At 42.6% G+C, this 19,111-nt stretch carries 19 protein-coding genes; 2 read left to right on the top strand and 17 right to left on the bottom strand.

Annotated elements, in window-relative coordinates; genetic code table 11:
- Positions 1-19: 19 nt before the first annotated feature.
- From yqfC to rpsU, 5 genes are all read right to left on the bottom strand, one after another.
- Entirely contained in the window at positions 20-250 is a 231-nt protein-coding gene (gene yqfC, locus JOD17_RS13880; protein WP_239575578.1) for a sporulation protein YqfC, read from the bottom strand.
- Positions 251-405: 155 nt separating this feature from the next.
- Complete coding sequence (locus JOD17_RS13885) at positions 406-984, bottom strand: hypothetical protein (protein WP_204698470.1); 579 nt, start codon at positions 982-984, stop codon at positions 406-408.
- Between the two features lie 44 nt (positions 985-1,028).
- Positions 1,029-2,012, bottom strand: coding sequence for a flotillin-like protein FloA (gene floA, locus JOD17_RS13890; protein WP_370543064.1), 984 nt, complete (start codon positions 2,010-2,012; stop codon positions 1,029-1,031).
- A 56-nt stretch (positions 2,013-2,068) separates the two neighbouring features.
- A complete protein-coding gene (locus JOD17_RS13895; RefSeq protein ID WP_204698472.1) occupies positions 2,069-3,364 on the bottom strand; it encodes an NfeD family protein in 1,296 nt (431 codons plus the stop codon).
- 198 nt (positions 3,365-3,562) lie between these two features.
- On the bottom strand, positions 3,563-3,736 hold the full coding sequence (rpsU, locus tag JOD17_RS13900) for a 30S ribosomal protein S21 (RefSeq protein WP_042413460.1): 174 nt from the start codon (positions 3,734-3,736) through the stop codon (positions 3,563-3,565).
- Between the two features lie 177 nt (positions 3,737-3,913).
- Between rpsU and JOD17_RS13905 the strand changes: the two genes are divergently transcribed.
- On the top strand, positions 3,914-4,840 hold the full coding sequence (locus JOD17_RS13905; RefSeq protein WP_204698474.1) for a Na/Pi symporter: 927 nt from the start codon (positions 3,914-3,916) through the stop codon (positions 4,838-4,840).
- Positions 4,841-4,952: 112 nt separating this feature from the next.
- On the opposite strand, the gene mtaB is transcribed toward JOD17_RS13905, so the two are convergent.
- The 12 genes from mtaB to gpr all read right to left on the bottom strand — a co-directional run bounded on the left by mtaB (position 4,953) and on the right by gpr (position 18,641).
- Positions 4,953-6,293, bottom strand: a complete 1,341-nt coding sequence (gene mtaB, locus JOD17_RS13910; RefSeq protein ID WP_204698476.1) for a tRNA (N(6)-L-threonylcarbamoyladenosine(37)-C(2))-methylthiotransferase MtaB — start codon at positions 6,291-6,293, stop codon at positions 4,953-4,955.
- Positions 6,294-6,299: 6 nt separating this feature from the next.
- Positions 6,300-7,049 carry a 16S rRNA (uracil(1498)-N(3))-methyltransferase gene (locus JOD17_RS13915; RefSeq protein WP_204698477.1) on the bottom strand — a complete coding sequence of 250 codons (750 nt, stop codon included), beginning with the start codon at positions 7,047-7,049 and terminating at the stop codon, positions 6,300-6,302.
- A complete protein-coding gene (gene prmA, locus JOD17_RS13920) occupies positions 7,049-8,011 on the bottom strand; it encodes a 50S ribosomal protein L11 methyltransferase (protein WP_204698478.1) in 963 nt (320 codons plus the stop codon). Before prmA ends, JOD17_RS13915 begins: the two co-directional genes overlap by 1 nt.
- 71 nt (positions 8,012-8,082) lie before the next feature.
- Positions 8,083-9,201, bottom strand: coding sequence for a molecular chaperone DnaJ (gene dnaJ / locus JOD17_RS13925; protein WP_204698479.1), 1,119 nt, complete (start codon positions 9,199-9,201; stop codon positions 8,083-8,085).
- A 129-nt stretch (positions 9,202-9,330) separates the two neighbouring features.
- The gene (gene dnaK, locus JOD17_RS13930; protein WP_204698480.1) at positions 9,331-11,178 is read right to left on the bottom strand and encodes a molecular chaperone DnaK; all 1,848 of its coding nucleotides are present in this window, start codon (positions 11,176-11,178) and stop codon (positions 9,331-9,333) included.
- 61 nt (positions 11,179-11,239) lie between these two features.
- A complete protein-coding gene (grpE, locus tag JOD17_RS13935; protein WP_204698481.1) occupies positions 11,240-11,806 on the bottom strand; it encodes a nucleotide exchange factor GrpE in 567 nt (188 codons plus the stop codon).
- A 49-nt stretch (positions 11,807-11,855) separates the two neighbouring features.
- Positions 11,856-12,896 carry a heat-inducible transcriptional repressor HrcA gene (gene hrcA, locus JOD17_RS13940; RefSeq protein WP_204698482.1) on the bottom strand — a complete coding sequence of 347 codons (1,041 nt, stop codon included), beginning with the start codon at positions 12,894-12,896 and terminating at the stop codon, positions 11,856-11,858.
- 79 nt (positions 12,897-12,975) lie between these two features.
- Entirely contained in the window at positions 12,976-14,133 is a 1,158-nt protein-coding gene (hemW, locus tag JOD17_RS13945; RefSeq protein WP_204698483.1) for a radical SAM family heme chaperone HemW, read from the bottom strand.
- Between the two features lie 13 nt (positions 14,134-14,146).
- Positions 14,147-15,973, bottom strand: coding sequence for a translation elongation factor 4 (gene lepA, locus JOD17_RS13950; RefSeq protein WP_204698484.1), 1,827 nt, complete (start codon positions 15,971-15,973; stop codon positions 14,147-14,149).
- A gap of 102 nt (positions 15,974-16,075) precedes the next feature.
- Positions 16,076-16,345, bottom strand: a complete 270-nt coding sequence (locus JOD17_RS13955) for a hypothetical protein (RefSeq protein ID WP_204698486.1) — start codon at positions 16,343-16,345, stop codon at positions 16,076-16,078.
- The gene (gene spoIIP, locus JOD17_RS13960) at positions 16,342-17,466 is read right to left on the bottom strand and encodes a stage II sporulation protein P (RefSeq protein ID WP_204698487.1); all 1,125 of its coding nucleotides are present in this window, start codon (positions 17,464-17,466) and stop codon (positions 16,342-16,344) included. Before spoIIP ends, JOD17_RS13955 begins: the two co-directional genes overlap by 4 nt.
- A 74-nt stretch (positions 17,467-17,540) precedes the next feature.
- A complete protein-coding gene (gene gpr / locus JOD17_RS13965; RefSeq protein ID WP_204698488.1) occupies positions 17,541-18,641 on the bottom strand; it encodes a GPR endopeptidase in 1,101 nt (366 codons plus the stop codon).
- 188 nt (positions 18,642-18,829) lie between these two features.
- Between gpr and rpsT the strand changes: the two genes are divergently transcribed.
- On the top strand, positions 18,830-19,096 hold the full coding sequence (rpsT, locus tag JOD17_RS13970) for a 30S ribosomal protein S20 (RefSeq protein ID WP_042413442.1): 267 nt from the start codon (positions 18,830-18,832) through the stop codon (positions 19,094-19,096).
- The last annotated feature ends 15 nt before the right edge of the window (positions 19,097-19,111 follow it).

Raw genomic sequence — 19,111 nt, forward strand, 5'->3', positions numbered from 1 at the left:
ACACGTCCTCCTTCTTTCATTACACATGTTTTATTTCATCAATCGTTCCTTCGAGGATGAGCTCCTCTGGTAAAATTGCTTTAATGATGATGTTTTGCCCGACAACGATTAACTCGCCGTCAGTAAGACGCAAGTGTACGCGCTCTGGTGTAAAGGAAAGAATGCCTTGATGATTCTCAACATAGACATGCAATTGACCGATCATTGTCACCCTCGGCAATCCTAACGTAACATCAATAGGAATTTGCATCCCTTTGCTAATTAGCTTGCGAAACTTCTTTGAGATAGCGCTCACAAACATTCCCTCCTATATCTATTCGTATGTATGTAACTGGCTGTTTACCACTTCGTTTGTAACAAAAGAAAAAGCACCCTCAACGATGAGGATGCTTTATCTTATGACACTTATCTTGAACGTGTTCTTCTTATGCGATGTGGCTTTGTACCACGCGGCTCGGTTAAAATCTCAGACCAAATCATACCTTGAACGACGTCTTTTGACGTAATGTTCTTAAAGGAGACCGCTTGAGACGCATCAGCCACTCGACGCTTAGATTCGAGATTGACAACTTTATCTTTTAACTGTTGTTCAGCTTCAAGACGACGTTTTCTCGCTTCTTCACGTTTACGTTCATATTCTTTCATTTCATCACTAACAACAACTTCGTCATTTTGTCTCGCTTCAGAATACATCTCAGTATTCGCTTCGGTTTGACGCTCTGTAGGGTGGTCTGTCCGCTGTTGTTGTCCACCACCAAACATTTCTTCAAGTTGTCGGCCTAGGTCACCAAACGGATTGTCCTGCTCTTGTGTTGGTTGTTGCTCCCGTTGATTACCTTGCGATGGTTGCCTACTTGCATCTTGTGGTTGACCACCTGTACCAGGCTTTTGACGTTCTTGTTGTTGCTTTTGTTGTTTTTGCGTGAACATGTTAATCAAACTCGATACGATGAACATAATCAACACAATCCATATAAAATCCACAGGTGACCCCTCCTTTTATTCGAGAGCCGCTACGTTAGTTGCGGTTACCGATTTTGGTGAGGATCTTGATCGGTTTCATCATGTGTTGCTTTACCGATGCTCTCGCGCATATCTGTATCAGCTTGCACGTTTTGGAAATTAACGTAGTCCATAACACCTAAGTTACCAGCTCGGAATGCTTCAGCCATCGCCATTGGTACTTCAGCTTCTGCTTCAACAACTTTCGCACGCATTTCTTCAACACGAGCTTTCATTTCTTGTTCTTTGGCAACGGCCATCGCACGACGCTCTTCTGCTTTTGCTTGTGCAATGTTCTTATCTGCCTCAGCTTGATCTGTTTGAAGTTCTGCACCAATGTTCTTACCGATATCAATATCCGCAATATCAATGGATAGAATCTCGAATGCTGTACCCGAATCCAATCCTTTACTAAGAACGGTTTGTGAGATCATGTCAGGATTCTCTAGAACTTTCTTATGATCGTGGTTTGAACCGATCGTTGATACAATACCTTCACCTACACGGGCAATTACTGTATCTTCACCAGCACCACCGACAAGGCGGTCGATGTTCGCACGTACCGTAATACGTGATTTCGCTTTAATTTCAATCCCGTCCATCGCCACACCTGCAATAAATGGTGTTTCAATTACTTTCGGGTTTACACTCATTTGAACCGCTTCAAGTACGTCACGACCCGCTAAGTCAATTGCTGCTGCACGCTCAAATGTAAGTTCAATATTTGCTCGGTGAGCTGCGATTAAAGCGTTAATTACGCGGTCCACATTACCACCAGCTAAATAGTGCCCTTCAAGCATGTTAATCGTTACATCAAGGCCTGCTTTCTTTGCTTTGATCAATGGTTCTACAACTCGTTTTGGAACAACATTACGTAGTCGCATCCCGACTAACGTGAAGATCCCTACTTTTACATTGGCAGCAACCGCTGCAATCCATAAACGAACTGGAACGAAAGTAAACAAAATCGCGAACAAAATGATTACAATTGCAACAACTACAATAATCATAATGTTACCTGTGTTGAATAGTTCATCCATGTTACTAAATCCCCCTTAATTGTAGTTTACAGCTTTTCTCGTACAACAATACTTGCCCCGTTCGTCCGAACGACTTGAATTTCTATTCCCTGCTCTACAAAGCTTCCCTCTGTGACAACGTCAATATTCTGACCGTTAAATTCACCGATTCCACCTGGACGTAGTGGGGTTAAAGCAACGCCAACTTCTCCAACGAGTTGCTTTTGGGTCAGGTGTCGCTCTTCAGATTCTTTCGTTGACAACTGATCGGCCAAGACGAATCGTTTCATCAAACCAATTCGACCGAAGTATTTAAATAACACGAAAGCCGCCGCTGCTGCAGCTGCTACTGCAATTCCGATCGAAACAAAAATCTGCGACGTATCAAAGGAGGCAAGGGAAATACTGCCGATAATAGCTCCAACACCTAGTAAACCAAACAATCCAAAGCCTGTAAACACTATTTCAATAACTATAAGAATTAATCCGACTATGAGAAGGATTAAACTTTCCCATCCTGCAAATCCTGCAAACAAATGACCAAAGAAAAATAACCCTAAGGATGAAAGGCCAATTAAACCGGCAATGCCAAATCCAGGAGTGAAAAACTCGGCAATTAAGCCGACTGCACCTACTGCAAGTAGAACCGAAATCATCGCTGGATGAGTAATCCACCTCGTTAGCGTCTCAAAAAATGTAATCTCTTGCTCTACGATTTCCGCATCAGCAAGATCTAATTTCGCAAGCACTTCTTCCCGATTATCGACTTTCCCTTCAGCGTAGCCATTGTTAACAGCTTCATCAGCAGATAAAGAAATGGGTTTATCTGGATTCACCATTTCCTCTGCAATATCTGGTGGTCGGTCATGATCACTACTTTGCGCTGCTGTCCGCATCTCTGTTGCCCAGTTTTGAGCAACCTTTTGATCTGCTGCATTACCAGCACCGTCAATCACACTCGCGTTTCCAATTTGAGCACCTGGCTGCATAAAGATGTTGTCTGTGTACAATGCAATATAAGCACCCGCTGAAATCGCGCCGTAATTTTCACCTAGCACAAATGTAGTAATCGGAACTTCTGTCTCTTGTATTTTCCCTACGATATTCGTTGCTGCGTTCACAGCGCCGCCCGGCGTATCCATTTCTAGTAGAATATGGTCCGCGCCTTGTTCTACGGCAGTGTAAATCGCTCGATCTAAAAAGGCTTCAAGCCCCCGCTCTACCGTCTGTTCAACAGGGATCACATGCACGGTTTGATCACTTTGCGCACTTGATAAAAACGGCAAAAACATTCCTGCAACGAGCAGCAACAAAAACAGAGAAATTCGGTGCACCTTACTCATTTGTTCCCACCCTTCTATCGCTTACGTAACCGTTATCACCATTTTACACAACGAAGAAGCACGAAGACAAGCGCTGCCACTTGTTGCTTTACACTATTTACGTAATAACACCCTTAAGGGTTTCAAAAAATCGTACTAAAATGTGAAAAACCCTCGATACAATTGTATCGAGGGTTTCATACGCTCGTTTAGAAAAACTTAGAACTTACGCTTACGCGCAGCTTCTGATTTTTTCTTTCGTTTAACGCTTGGCTTCTCATAATGTTTACGCTTGCGGACCTCAGCTAGAGTACCGTCTTTCGAAACATTTTTCTTAAAACGGCGCAACGCTGAATCGAGCGACTCATTCTTTCTAATACGTGTTTCAGCCATTTTGAATCCCTCCCTCCGCAGTACCGCTCACAATCATGACCTCTTCGTAAAAAGATCTTGTACTAGTGAAGTCATTTTACTAAATTGTACTGCATACTTAGTCAGTTTGCAAGAGTTATTTCAGTTTTTGAATATTCTCTTCTTGTCCTCATATAGATGAATTATGGAGGACGGGCTATGGAATCTTCGTTTATGATGATTGTCGTTTACATTTTTATTTTCTTATTTGGGATTGCACTAATTCGCTTAGGATTAGAACGAGCCACACCCGCACGGGTGAAGACGATGATTTATACGAGTACGAGCCATCCATTGCTCGGATTTATCGTCGGCTTCGCTGTAACTGCAACGTTACAAAGCTCCACTGCTGTCATGGTTCTCGCAGTTAGTCTCGTCGCTGCTGGGCTAATTCCTTTTAGGCAAACGATTGCTATTATACTCGGCGCAAATGTCGGTACGACGATTACGCTAGAAATCCTCGTACTATCTGGAGAAACACTCGGAATTATCGCACTGGCACTCGGCTTTGTTTGTTTGCTTTCTCGCTATAGAGGTCTTTTTCTATTCGGGATGATTTTCAGTGGGATCGGTTGTATGTTTCTTGCGATGGATGGTATGGGCAATTGGGGTCAAAACTTGGCAACAACCTCAATTCTCCAAGCATTTCTAAACCAAGATTTTAGTAATTTATCTTCGTTACTTGGTGGTACTGTAATCGCATCTATTATTCAATCAAGCACGGCAACCATTGCCATCGCCATTCAATTGTATGCGAATGACTTGTTAAATTTAAATGAAGCCATCTCAATTATGATGGGTTCAAACGTTGGAACTTGTTTAACGGCAGTCATTGCCGCAATCGGAGCTGGACGAGGCGCGATGCAAACAGCAATGGCAAACGTCGTGCTAAATCTTGGTGGGGCACTATTGTTTTTGCCGTTTGTTGGCTTCTTCTCTGACATTGTTATGCACTTAACGAGTGATCCTGCGGCACAAGTTGCTCACGCATCGGTGATTTTTAATTTAGTTTGTTCTCTCGTACTGTTGCCGTTCATTCACCCTTTTGCAACGCTTATTGAGCGAATGACAGGTGGTAGAGTATAGAAAATTACTATATCCAACAAACACCTATCTCAATGTTTCATACAAAAAACCTTTTGATGCTTGGAGCGCTTCATTGCTCCTTTATCAAAAGGTTTCTTAATGAATACAAGTGTTAGATTGAAGCTGGCGCTTTAACGTCCATCACACGAACAAATTCTGCTTCGTTATGAGGATATCCTGCTTTCGTAATCTTTGCTTTTACGATTTGACCGACCATCTCTTCTGTCGCCTGTACTTTAACTTTCAAGTAGTTCGTCGTATAGCCGACGTAAATGCCTTTTCCAGGTTGCTCTTTGTCTTCTTCTTCTGGGATGACTTCAACGACTTCGTCTTCAAACCTTGATGCATATTCTTTTGCCATTTGCTCAGACAACGCAATGAGTTTATGCACACGTTCGTTCTTCGTTTCATCGTCTACTTGGTTTTGGTGTCTCGCTGCAGGCGTGCCTGTACGCTTGGAGTATGGAAACACGTGAAGCTCAGAGTAACCAATCTCTTGAATAAATGCATACGTTTCTTGGAATTCTTCTTCCGTTTCACCAGGAAATCCGACAATGACGTCTGTTGTAATTGCAAGATCTGGGAAAATACGCTTCAAACGCGCAACTCGTTCACGATAGAATTCCGTCGTATACTTTCTTCTCATGCGCTTTAACACCGTATCAGAGCCCGCTTGTAAAGGAATGTGGAAATGGTTAACGATCTTATCAGATTGCTTAACGACCTCTACGACTTCGTCTGTAATTTGACTCGCTTCAATGGACGAAATACGTAGACGCTCAATCCCATCAACTTGCTCAAGTTCTCGAAGAAGTGCCGCAAAGTTGTAATCTTTAAAGTCTTCGCCGTAACCCGCAGTATGAATGCCTGTTAGTACAATCTCTTTGTACCCTGCTTCTACGAGTTGCTTCGCTTGAGATAACACTTGTTCTGGTTCGCGCGAACGAAGTAAACCTTTTGCCCATGGAATAATACAGAATGTGCAAAAGTTATTGCAACCTTCTTGGATTTTCAAACTCGCACGCGTACGATCACGAAATGCTGGCACACCGAGTTCTTCATACGTACGTGTTTTCATAATGTTGCCGACTGCATTCATCGGCTCACGCGTTTTCCTGAACTCATCGATGTATCCGATCATTTTCTTACGATCTTGTGTACCAACGACGATATCGACGCCAGGAATATCCATAATTTCTGCTGAAGATGTTTGTGCATAACACCCTGTTACACAAATAACAGCTTCAGGGTTGTTACGAATCGCTCGTCGAATGACTTGGCGACTCTTTTTGTCACCTGTGTTCGTTACTGTACATGTATTAATTACGTAAACATCCGCTTCATCTTCACCTTCACGTTGCGCGTAACCCGCTTCTTTGAATAGCTGCCAAATTGCTTCTGTTTCGTAATGGTTGACCTTACAACCGAGTGTATGGAATGCCACACTTGGCATAAAACTTCACCTCATTAATTCAAATTGATAACTGATCATGCTAAGTAATGCAGGAGATGCCGTTTCGGCACGCAAAATTCTCGGACCTAAACTCACCTGCTGAAAGCCTTCCTTAACGAGTCGCTCATGCTCTTCTTCGCTAAAGCCGCCTTCTGGACCAAACACTGCGAGCAAACGGTCCCCGTGTTGCAACTGTTGCATTGCTCCATGTAAAGCATCATGCTTACCGTCTCTTGCTGCGACTTCAGAAATAATCCAACGATGGTCATATGAATCACTTAAGAGTGAATCAACGTTAGGAAAATGCATAACTGAAGGAAGCACTAAGCGTTCCGATTGCTCGGCAGCTTCTTGAACGATCTTCTGATATCGAGAAAGCTTCTTATCTTGTTTTTTGTGATCCCATTTAACGACCGAATGCTTTGCAGAAAAACCGTGAAAACGACTTGCACCAAGTTCCGTGCCTTTTTGGAGGACATATTCAAACTTGTCACCTTTAATATCAGCTTGAGCTATTGTAACATGAATTCCAAGTTCAACGTCAGATAACAATTCTTCTTCAAATTCGGCAATGACGTGTTGTTCAGCGATTGACTGAATCCGAAATACACCTGCAAGTTGGTCTTCTTTATTAACACAAACGACTTTGTCACCTTCACGCATCCGCATCACTTTTGCAATATGCTTTGCTTGCTCACCAGTGAGCGTCACCGTTTGTTTCGTCCACTCGTTTTGCTCGATGAAATACCGCTGCATTATTCGCCTCCAACTTCTGTTAGTCTACAACGAATAGCGACCCAATCCTTTTGCTCTAAGACGTCATCAATTTGAAAGTTTTCCTGCTTTAAAACGTCAATGACTTCTTGTTCTTTTTGCTTAATAATTCCACTAACTACAAGCTTTCCACCGACTTTCAAGTGACGGTGAATATCAGGAGCAAGCGCGATGACAAGATGTGCGAGAAGATTGGCTACGACAATGTCTGCTTTTTGTTCGTTTGATGATTCACTTAACAAATCACGTTGTTCAATCGTTATACGTTCACTTACGTTGTTCGCTTCACTATTTTCCTTTGCTACTTGAACCGCTAGTGGATCAAGATCAACGGCATGAACAGCCTTTGCTCCTAGTTTAGCCGCTGCGATGCTAAGTATACCAGAACCTGTACCGACATCAATGACTGTATCCCCATCGTTCACAATATGTTCTAAAGCTTGTAAACAAAGTAAGGTTGTTTCATGTGTACCTGTCCCAAATGCCATACCAGGGTCCATTGTGATGACGTGTTCATCTTCTCGACGTTTCTCATAACTTTCCCAAGTCGGTACAATGCTCATCGTCTCACTAACTTGCACAGGTTTGTAATACGCTTTCCACGCCTCAGCCCAATCTTCTTCATGCACTGTCGTAAGCAGAATTTCAGTTTGTGCAACCGGTTGATTTGTTGTTACTTCTAACTGGACGAGATCTTTTTTTACAGCGCTTAATGTCGCTTCGAGCGTACCGTCATCAGGGAAATAAGCTTTTACAACGACACCATCGGTCGGTAAATGTTCAGTCTTTGGCTTTCCAATAATATCGGTCCACGGCTCCGGGGTAAAATCTTTCCCGCGACTATCTTCCAATACGGTTCCATTCGCTCCATGCGTTATAAACAGTTGTGCGATCAATTCATGTGCTGCATGTGTTGTATGTACACGACATTCAATCCATTGCATCAACAATCCCTCGTTTCTTCACTTAAAAAATAGAACGGGGCTTCCTAAAAGGAAGCCTCGTTCTTCATTCATCAATCACCACGAAATGCTCGTTTTACCTTATCGAAGAAACTGTCGCTATGCTCATCAACGGTTTCTCCACTTTCCTCAGCAAACTCTTTAAGCAATGTTCGTTGTTTGTCCGTAAGCTTCGTTGGCGTAATGACACGCACCGTAATAATTTGATCTCCAGTACCACGGCCATGTACATTTCTTGCACCTTTACCACGAAGTCTAAATTGACGCCCAGACTGTGTTCCTGCAGGCACTTTGATTTTCACTTTACCACTTAAGGCAGGCACTTCAATCTCGTCCCCGAGTGCCGCTTGAGTAAACGTCAGTGGCATTTCACAACGAATATCATCGCCATCACGTTCGAAGAATTCATGAGGCTTTACGTTAATGACAATATACAGGTCTCCTGGAGGTCCGCCGTTAACACCTGCTTCACCTTGCCCTGCTTGACGCATTTGTTGACCGTGATCGATTCCTGCTGGAATGTTTACGCGCACTTTTTTGCGTTTTTGCACACGACCATCGCCACCACACGTCGTACACTTGTCTTTAATCGTTTGTCCTTTACCTTCACACGTATCACACACTCGACGGTTAACAACACGCCCAAACGGAGTGTTTTGCTCAACGTTTAACTGGCCGCTACCGCCACATCGGTTACACGTGTCAGGTGATGTTCCTGGTTTCGCACCTGAACCTGAACACGTATTACAGCTTTCTTCTCGCGGAATTTCAATTTCTTCTTCTTTACCGAAAATCGCTTCTTTAAACTCAAGCGTCATCGTGTACTGTAAGTCAGCGCCTTGGCGTGGAGCGTTCGGATCGCGTCTTCCGCCACCGCCACCAAAGAACATATCGAAAATATCACCAAAACCACTGCCACCAAAGTCAGCACCGCCACCGCCAAATCCTTGGTTTGGATCAGTATGACCGAATTGATCATAGTGGGCTTTCTTTTGTGGATCGCTCAACGTATCATAGGCTTCTTTTACTTCTTTAAATTTATCCTCGGCATCGCTTTCTTTGTTCACATCTGGATGATATTTACGCGCCAATTTACGGTACGCTTTCTTAATCTCATCACCTGATGCACCTTCACTTACACCGAGCACTTCATAGAAGTCTCGTTTACTCATTCTCCGTTTCACTCCCGTTCCTTCTCACATGACGATTATCTTACAGGGAATTACAAAAACCCGCAAGGTGTTGACACTAAGTAAAAAAGCCAAAGTCAAGCGAACCTGACTTTGACTTTTTACGTAGTGTTACTTGTTCTCTTTATTTTCTTCGTCGTCTTTTACTTCTTCAAACTCTGTGTCAACGACGTCATCTTCTTGCTTTGTGCCTTGCTCTTCACCTTCAGCACCTTGCGCTTGTTGCTCTTGTGCCATTTGCTCATACATCTTTTGAGAAAGAGCGTGGACACTTTCTTGGAGCTCATCTTTTGCAGTACGGATCGCTTCTAGGTCCGTTCCTTGCAATGTTTCTTGGAGCTTCGTTTTCGCAGCTTCTGCTTTTTCTTTGTCTGCTTCTTCTACGTTTTCACCAAGATCTTTGATTGTTTTATCAACAGTGAAGATTAGGCTGTCCGATTCATTGCGAAGCTCTGCTTCTTCTTTACGAGCTTTGTCGGCTTCAGCATTTTCTTCAGCTTGTTTAACCATGTTTTCGATCTCATCATCAGAAAGACCTGAAGAAGACGTGATCGTAATTGATTGTTCTTTGTTCGTGCCTTTGTCTTTCGCACGAACGTTAACGATTCCGTTCGCATCAATATCGAAGCTTACTTCGATTTGAGGAACACCACGTGGTGCTGGTGGAATCTCATTCAATTGGAAACGACCGAGTGTCTTGTTGTCACCAGCCATTTCACGCTCTCCTTGAAGAACATGGATGTCTACTGACGGTTGGTTATCAGCAGCCGTTGAGAATACTTGAGACTGGCTCGTAGGGATCGTTGTATTACGCTCGATTAAACGAGTGAATACGCCACCCATCGTCTCAATCCCTAGTGAAAGTGGTGTAACGTCTAAAAGAACAACGTCTTTTACGTCACCTGCAAGTACACCTGCTTGAACCGCAGCACCAAGTGCAACGACTTCGTCAGGGTTTACACCTTTGTGAGGATCTTTACCTGTAAGTTTCTTAATTCCGTCTTGTACAGCTGGAATACGAGTCGAACCACCTACAAGAATGATCTTGTCGATCTCAGATGCAGAAAGACCTGAATCTTGAATCGCACGGCGTGTTGGTTCCATTGTACGCTCAACGAGGTGTGATGAAAGCTCATCAAACTTCGCACGTGTAAGGTTCATCTCAAGGTGCTTAGGACCTGATGCATCTGCTGTAATAAATGGTAGTGAAAGTTGAGTATTCGTTACACCAGAAAGATCTTTCTTCGCTTTCTCAGCTGTATCTTTAAGGCGTTGCATCGCCATTTTATCTTGCTTTAAGTCGATGCCGTTTTCTTTCTTGAATTCTTCTACCATATGATCAATGATTACTTCGTCAAAGTCATCTCCACCGAGCTCATTATCACCAGATGTTGACTTAACTTCGAAGAATCCATCGCCAAGCTCTAGAATGGATACGTCAAACGTACCACCACCGAGGTCATATACGAGAATCGTTTGATCTTCGTCTTTCTCAAGGCCATATGCAAGTGCCGCTGCTGTTGGCTCGTTTACGATTCGCTCAACTTCAAGACCTGCAATTTTACCAGCGTCTTTTGTTGCTTGACGTTGAGAGTCATTGAAGTAAGCTGGTACGGTAATAACTGCTTTAGAAACCGTTTCACCGAGGTATGCTTCCGCATCAGACTTAAGCTTTTGAAGGATGATGGCAGAGATTTCTTGTGGTGAATAATCTTTACCTTCTACTTCTTCTTTGTGGTCTGTACCCATATGACGTTTGATTGATAAAATCGTGTTAGGGTTCGTGATCGCTTGACGTTTAGCGACTTCCCCTACTTGGCGCTCTCCATCTTTAAATGCAACAACTGAAGGTGTTGTACGGTTACCTTCTGGGTTAGGAATAACGACCGCTTCGCCACCCTCCATAACTGCCACACAGGAGTTTGTTGTTCCTAAGTCAATACCAATTACTTTACTCATCGCAAATGTCCTCCTTGAATCTCCATTACATCATAATCAAATTCATCTATCGCCAAAACGCTTACGCGTTGACTTTCACCATTGCAGGTCGCACGACCCGGTCTTTCAGTAGATAACCCTTTTGAAGTTCTTCCACTATTTGATTGCTTTCAAACCCTTCTTCTTCTACTTGCATCACTGCTTGATGAATAGTTGGATCAAATGCTTCACCTTCAGTTGGAATTTCTTCTAAGCCCTCAGACTTCAATGCCTCAACGAGTTGGTCGTATACCATAGCCATCCCTTTATGGATGTTCTGACCTTCCTCTGTTTCAGCTTCGTGCTTCAAAGCACGAGAGAAATTGTCCATAACAGGTAGAACAGATTCGATTAAGCGTTGAGAGCGGTATTTCGCATCCGCTTCCTTCTCTTGTCTCGTACGACGACGGAAGTTATCGTAATCTGCTTGTTGACGTAGAAGCTTGTTACGAAGCTCCGTAATCTCAACTTCTTTAGGGTCGTCACTATCTGATTCTTCTACCTCTGTGTCACCGTCTAAGATTTCTACGTTCTTATCCGTAGAGTCTTCAACTTGTTCATCGATGACCGTCTCTTCTTCTCGTTGTTCGTTGTTCTTATCTTCAGTCATGCGAGGCACCTCCAAACGTATCCACGTCTCTTATTGTAACTTAATCATGTTATGCATCGTGACGATACAGTCTCGTCAATGATGTGGATAAACCGTCTGCCATCTGAGTAATAATTTGAATCGCTCGTTCATATTGCATGCGAGTAGGACCGATGAGCCCAATGCTACCGACCGTATCACCATCAATGGCATACGTCGCAGTAATCATGCTAATGTCATCGAACAGTTCAAAGCGATTCTCTTCACCAATTTTGACGGTAAGTCCTTTTGAATTCATTGCATTTAACAATGAATAGACTTCTTTCTTATCTTCAAGCCACTCTAGCATTTGCCTGATCTTCTCAACGTCTTTAAACTCTGGTTGAGCAAGCAAATTCAACATGCCATTATAGAAAATCTGTTCATTTACTTTCGGTTTAAAAGCAGCAGACAAATCTTGATGGATCTTCTCATAATGGTCTACATGCTGTCTAAGGAGACGCTCGATTTCATTCGACATTAAAGCTTCCCATTGTTTAATCGGACTATCAGTAAGCTGTTCGTTTAATATATTTACGAATTTCTCCAAGTCGCTTATTGACATATTACGGGGAATATCAAACGTACGATTCTCAACATGACCAGAGTCCGTAACGAGAATTGCTACAGCTTGAGTCGTAGATAATGGGATAATTTGAAGTTGTTTCAATTTCGTATTCGACATTGCTGGACCTAATACGACAGATACATAATTTGTCATCTCTGAAAGCACCGCAGCCGTTTTTCTCATGACTGCTTCCACTTCAGAAACTCTTGAATCAAATAGTTGTTGCACAGAAGTGATCAATCCTAAATGATTGTTCTCTGTTACATTTAACAGTTGATCTACGTACAGGCGATAGCCTTTATGAGAAGGAATACGTCCAGAAGAACTATGGGGTTTCATTAAAAAACCCATTTCTTCTAAATCCGCCATCTCATTTCGAATCGTAGCTGCGCTAAAATCCACATCTTCACGTTTGGAGATGCTTCTTGAGCCGACTGGTTCAGCTGTTTGAACGTAATCATCTACAATTGCTTGTAAAATGTATAGTTGACGACGACTTAACATACGCCTATCACCCCTGTTAGCACTCGAATATCTTGAGTGCTAAATCTACTCAATAATTTATCAAAAGCGATTCGGTTTGTCAACGAATCGCTTCTTCATCTTTTGGTAGTAAAAATTGGGCAAAGACTTCATTGCCAAGTAGTTGACCTCGCTCCGTTAAACGAAGGCAATCATCGTTCCACTCAACGAGTTCATCTCGTAACAAACGTTCAATGGCTTCACCATAAACCGATTGCATCGTCACTTCATATTTACGATCGAAATTCGCTTGGCTTACTCCTTTTCGAAGACGTAATCCTAAAAACATCTCTTCTTCCATCTGTTCATTTTTTGAAATGCGATCTACTTTTCTCGTTGGTAATTCTTCATTTTCGATCGCTTTTAAATAATGGGGAATCGGACCGATGTTTTGGTAACGCTCGTGCTCAACATAGCCGTGAGCACCAGCGCCGAGCGCTAAATACGATTCATTCTCCCAATACAAGAGATTGTGACGGCTCTCTTTTCCTGACTTAGCAAAATTGCTAATTTCATATTGGAAGTAGCCAGCTTTCTCCAACTTGTTAATGAGCAACTCATAAAGATCTGCTTCATCATCTTGATCCATTGCGATAATTTGACCAGATTTTTGCCAGTTATGAAATTGCGTTTTTGGCTCAATTTTTAACCCGTACGCAGAAATATGATCGGGTTGTAGTTCGATCGCTCGATCAACGGTTTGAAGCCAGCTGTCTTCTGTTTGTCCTGGTAAAGCATACATCAAATCAATGGAAATGTTGTTAAACCCTAGACCACGTGCCTTCTCAAGCAATGCATGAACGTCAGCAACACTATGCGTCCGACCAATTGTCTCAAGCAACGTTGTGTCAAAGGTTTGCACACCTACACTTAGTCGATTAATGCCGTGCGCACGAACTACTTTAAGCTGTTCTGTAGTTACACCATCAGGATTTACTTCTAACGTGACTTCACTCGCTTCATCCCAGCTAATCCCTGCTTTATGCAAGTTTGTAAACAACTGATCCAATTGGTTCGCTGACAGCGCCGTCGGTGTCCCCCCTCCAATGTAAATCGTATTGGAGTGATACGTATTCCCGCGAAGTCGTAAGCGCCCTTCGGTTAGAAGAGCACTGACATACGTATCTACGGGTTGGTTTTTGACGAGCACTTTATTGAAATCACAATAATGACAGATCTGTTTACAAAATGGGATATGAACATATAACCCTTGTTTCATCGCAATCAACCTCTTATTTTTGGTCGTCCATTTTTAGAACACTCATGAATGCTTCTTGAGGAACTTCGACACTTCCGACGTTCTTCATGCGCTTTTTACCTTCTTTTTGCTTCTCAAGAAGTTTACGCTTTCTCGTGATGTCTCCTCCGTAGCATTTTGAAAGGACGTTTTTACGGAGCGCTTTAATTGTGGATCTCGCGATCACTTTGTTTCCAATACTCGCTTGTACAGGCACTTCAAATTGCTGCCTTGGAATGAGTTCTTTTAATTTATCTACGATAATCTTCCCACGGTCATACGCCATGTCACGGTGTACGATAATCGATAAGGCATCGACTTTTTCGCTGTTTAACAAGATGTCCATCTTCACAAGCTTAGACGTTCGATAGCCGATCATTTCATAATCGAATGACGCATATCCTTTTGTATTTGATTTCAATTGATCAAAGAAATCGTAGACAATTTCAGTTAATGGTAGCTCATAAATCAAGTTCACACGATTAGCATCCATGTACGTCATATCGATGAAGTTGCCTCGCTTCTTTTGGCAAAGATCCATAACAGCTCCAACGTAATCATTTGGTACCATCACTGTACTTTTCACGTAAGGCTCTTCAACAAAATCAATCGATTGTGCATCTGGCATGTTGGACGGGTTATCAATTTGAACTTTTGATCCGTCTAATAGCGTCACATCATAAATAACACTCGGTGCCGTCGTAATGAGATCAATGTTATATTCTCGTTCAATTCGCTCTTGAACGATCTCCATATGAAGAAGACCGAGGAACCCACAACGGAAACCAAATCCAAGTGCTTGTGACGTTTCCGCTTCATACTGAAGGGCACTATCATTTAACTCAAGACGTTCTAGTGCGTCTCGTAATGCGTTATAGTCACTTGCGTCAATTGGGTACAACCCACAGTACACCATCGGGTTCATCCGTTTGTAACCTGGTAGAGGTTCTTCTGCAGGGTTGACTACTGACGTAATTGTATCCCCGACACGAGAATCTCCAACGTTTTTTATTGATGCTGTTAAGAAGCCAACATCTCCAACCGTTAACTCTTGTGTTGCGATTGGTTTTGGTGTCATAATCCCTACTTCATTGACTTCAAATTCTTTACCCGTCGCCATCATGCGAATCTTATCGCCTTTTTTGACAGTCCCTTCTACGATTCGTATGTACGCAATCACGCCTCGGTAAGAGTCATAGAGAGAATCAAAAATCAACGCTTTTAATGGCGCTTCAGGATCACCCGTTGGTGCAGGAACTTTCTCGACGACTTGCTCTAGTATATCGCCGATTCCAATGCCACTTTTTCCAGAAGCATGAACCGCATCTCCTGCTTCAAGTCCAATGACATCTTCAATCTCTTGCTTCACGCGCTCAGGTTCAGCACTCGGTAAATCGACTTTATTAATGACAGGCAGAATTTCTAAGTCGTTATCTAGCGCTAAGTACACATTCGCAAGCGTTTGTGCTTCAATCCCTTGAGAGGCATCCACAACGAGTAAGGCGCCTTCACAAGCAGCCAAACTTCTCGACACTTCGTATGAAAAGTCGACGTGGCCTGGTGTATCAATTAAATGAAAGATGTATTCCTCGCCATCTTTTGCAACATATTTCAACTGTACAGAATTCAGTTTGATCGTAATGCCTCGTTCACGCTCTAGATCCATTGCATCTAGCAACTGATCTTGCATCTCACGCGCTGATACGGTTTTTGTTTGTTCTAAGATCCGATCGGCAAGCGTAGATTTACCATGGTCAATATGAGCAATGATAGAGAAGTTACGTATTCTCTGTTGTCGCTCTTGTCTTTCTTGATTGTTCATTCCATCACTCCTGATCTTAAAGAACCTCGTCCTCGATTGAAAACTACCCTACATTATAGCAATACGACACACATACAGCAATTATAAAGCAAGAAAAAACACTCAGCGAGGCGAACCTCCGAGTGTTTTACCGAGATCTGAAAAGAAGTTCGACGAGTCATTTTGACGAAGCTGTTCTTGACGTTCTGAAAGGTTCATACCTTGATCTTCCATGCTTTCAGATTTTTCTTTTAGCACTTCTTCATCGACGACTCGTTCATCATGGTACACTTCTCCCCATTGATAATATGCATAATAATGACCACTTAAAACGCCACTTAAAAACAGCACGAGTCCAAACATTAGCAGTGATGCGCCACGCTTTAGCCTCATTCGCCTTCCTCCTCTTCTAACTGTTCATAAATATACGTTTCTACAATCGTTGCAAATGCTTCTGCACTACGGTTTAATTCATCAAATGTATTATCAATGCCACCCATTTCAATGAGCATCGCGTTTGGGGAGAGGTCTTGATTGAACACTCCATTTGTTCCTGCTCCGCCACGTTCCAACACCCCACGACTTAAACCTGGATACTCGTCTTCAAGGCGATAATGAAGTTCCGTTGCAAGCGCCTTGTTACGTTCGTAGTCAGGATGGTCAGTTCCTACAACAAAAAACGTTCTTGCCATCGCTTCGCCATTGATTGTTGCGGTCGTAATATCGTGTGGCTGAGAGTCACGATGAACATCGATGAAAAACTCCAAGTTGTCATTTTTATTTTTCGCATCTACAACAACGTCTCTTGAAACATCATACGACCTACTAAAATGCAAACCTCGATCAATGAGCATTCCGTGAATGTCATCTTCATTTACATCCACTGGAATTCCTGCTTCATCTAAATGTCTTCCGATTTCTTTTCCAACTTCAACGATGTTTTGTTCGGTGGCGTAGTTCTCACCACCACTATATGGATGAAAGGCTTCTCGGTTGTGTGTATGGACGATGTGTACGAGCGCATCTTCATGAGAGAGCGAAGGTCTTACTTCTTCTTGTTCTCCCTTATCATCTTCTTGATCTATAAAAGCATCAGGAGGTGGCGAAGATTCTATAGACATCGTAGTTAAATCTGTTCCTTCTCCTGCTACGACAATCGTGTCATCAAACACTTCAAACCCAGGGAGTTCACGTCCTAGAAAGGTTCTCGGGTCCTCTAGGTTCACTTGCGTTGCTAGTTCTAAAGCGACGCTTGATAGGCTTGGTGTACTCATCTCTGATGCAGCTTCAAGGTAATGTCGATTCTCTGTGCCAATAACATGAATAAACAGTTCGCTTTGCAGCGTTGACGTAAAATCGTGAACCGCCGTCGATGCAAAACGATTATAGTTCCCTGCCGTTGTTAACATGGCAATCACAACAAAGGAAACGATGACAAACGCGATCACTGTAATGACGAGTGACTGGATGTGTACTTTCGAAACTGTAATAACGTGTGACTGTTGGTAACGCAAGAGCACTCCCCCTTACGCTACCATTCTATGAGCGTGTCGAACGAACAGAACTAAAACTTGTACATTTACTAGAATTAATTGTGAGTATAGTGGCCACTGTTCTCGTCAGTTACGGCATCGTGTAAGGCGATATTTAACCCTTCAGCAAGCACGTTAGCCATATCATCCATAAATGTATCAACCTCTTTTGGGGTTACCATCAGATTGTGACCTAGTGGATTTAACACCTCTTCAATAAGCTGGCGTTTATCAGCTTCTGGTAGTTTCCCGACAATGCCAAAGTATTGTTCCCGTTCTTCATCACCTAGTTGGTCTTCATCGGTTAGTTTCTTTCGCTCACCAAAAGTCATACCACTCGGCACAAGTGAAGAAGACGGCTTATCTTGGTCTTTAATTTCTCTACCAAAGTGTTTGAAAAGGAAATCAATCGTATCACTCGTAATCGAAACGGCATCTACTACGGTTGGAATTCCAATGGCAATGACGGGTACGTGAATCGTTTCCTCATTAATTTTTTTGCGAGCATTTTGAACACCTGAGCCTGGATGAATACCTGTATCTGAAATTTGCACAGTCGCATTAACACGTTCGATGGAGCGCGCCGCTAAGGCATCGATCGCAATTACAAAGTCCGGCTTTACCTTTTCGACCGTCCCATAAATAATCTCTGATGTTTCAATCCCAGTCACACCCATTACCCCTGGTGCAATTGCTGCAACCGAACGATAACCGTCATTTGCTTCTTTATGACCAAGCTCTAGCAAGTGTCTTGTGATTAACAATTGATCAACCGTTCTTGGACCTAATGCATCTGGCGTGACATCACGGTTACCAAGTCCAACGATTAAACAAGTGCTCGTCTTCTTAATTCCTGCTTCATCTAGAAACTTCATCAACTCTCTACTAAATACTTTAATAAAATCTCCTTGTAGCTTCGGATCTTTTTGCCTGATCCCTAATGCTTCTAACGTCAAATACCGTCCCGCTTGTTTCCCTGTCATCTCCGCTGCTTTCTCATTGATTGTTACATTCGTGATGGTGATGTCATCTTCTTCATGTTCTTCCACGTGGATTCCATCTCGATGACGATTCGGTAAGACGTTTTCATCTTCAACTGCCAAATCCGTTCTACGAAAAAATGTGACTTTGCTATTATCAAATTCTTGCTCAGACATGTCGTTATCCACCTCAACTTCATCAAATGTATTTTTAGGCTTTCCTAGTCACCGTTTTTTATCCGAAGATCAGCTTGCATCAGTCGGTTGGATTTGGTACAATTCATCTGTCATACATTGGATACATGCGATGATTTTATATAAACGTATTAATCTGTAGCATGAAGTAAGTTGGGGAGGTGAATGATTTGGCTAACATTAAATCAGCAAAGAAACGTATTCTTGTTAACGAACAAAAACGCGTTAAGAACCAAGCGTTTAAGTCTGCGATGCGTACAACAATCAAAGAATTCGATAAGAAAATCGATTCTAACGATGTTGAAGGTGCAAAAGCAGTATTTTTACTCGCTGAGCAAAAAGTAGACAAAGCTGCGAACAAAGGGCTTATTCATAAGAACAAAGCTGCTCGCAAAAAGTCTCAAATGGAGCGTAAACTAAACGCTGTTGCTAAATAATGTAACGACTCTAGC

The organism is Geomicrobium sediminis (assembly GCF_016908595.1).
Taxonomy (GTDB): Bacteria; Bacillota; Bacilli; order Bacillales; family Marinococcaceae; genus Geomicrobium_A; species Geomicrobium_A sediminis.

Coding starts and splice junctions, on each gene's coding strand:
- rpsU (WP_042413460.1), bottom strand. CDS start 3,736: ATGGCTGAAACACGTATTAGAAAGAATGAGTCGCTCGATTCAGCGTTG.
- grpE (WP_204698481.1), bottom strand. CDS start 11,806: ATGACTGAAGATAAGAACAACGAACAACGAGAAGAAGAGACGGTCATC.
- floA (WP_370543064.1), bottom strand. CDS start 2,012: ATGATTATTGTAGTTGTTGCAATTGTAATCATTTTGTTCGCGATTTTG.
- prmA (WP_204698478.1), bottom strand. CDS start 8,011: ATGCAATGGATTGAATGTCGTGTACATACAACACATGCAGCACATGAA.
- hemW (WP_204698483.1), bottom strand. CDS start 14,133: ATGAAACAAGGGTTATATGTTCATATCCCATTTTGTAAACAGATCTGT.
- dnaJ (WP_204698479.1), bottom strand. CDS start 9,201: ATGAGTAAACGAGACTTCTATGAAGTGCTCGGTGTAAGTGAAGGTGCA.
- JOD17_RS13955 (WP_204698486.1), bottom strand. CDS start 16,345: ATGAGGCTAAAGCGTGGCGCATCACTGCTAATGTTTGGACTCGTGCTG.
- gpr (WP_204698488.1), bottom strand. CDS start 18,641: ATGTCTGAGCAAGAATTTGATAATAGCAAAGTCACATTTTTTCGTAGA.
- JOD17_RS13915 (WP_204698477.1), bottom strand. CDS start 7,049: ATGCAGCGGTATTTCATCGAGCAAAACGAGTGGACGAAACAAACGGTG.
- lepA (WP_204698484.1), bottom strand. CDS start 15,973: ATGAACAATCAAGAAAGACAAGAGCGACAACAGAGAATACGTAACTTC.
- mtaB (WP_204698476.1), bottom strand. CDS start 6,293: ATGCCAAGTGTGGCATTCCATACACTCGGTTGTAAGGTCAACCATTAC.
- JOD17_RS13905 (WP_204698474.1), top strand. CDS start 3,914: ATGGAATCTTCGTTTATGATGATTGTCGTTTACATTTTTATTTTCTTA.
- yqfC (WP_239575578.1), bottom strand. CDS start 250: ATGCAAATTCCTATTGATGTTACGTTAGGATTGCCGAGGGTGACAATG.
- hrcA (WP_204698482.1), bottom strand. CDS start 12,896: ATGTTAAGTCGTCGTCAACTATACATTTTACAAGCAATTGTAGATGAT.
- JOD17_RS13895 (WP_204698472.1), bottom strand. CDS start 3,364: ATGAGTAAGGTGCACCGAATTTCTCTGTTTTTGTTGCTGCTCGTTGCA.
- dnaK (WP_204698480.1), bottom strand. CDS start 11,178: ATGAGTAAAGTAATTGGTATTGACTTAGGAACAACAAACTCCTGTGTG.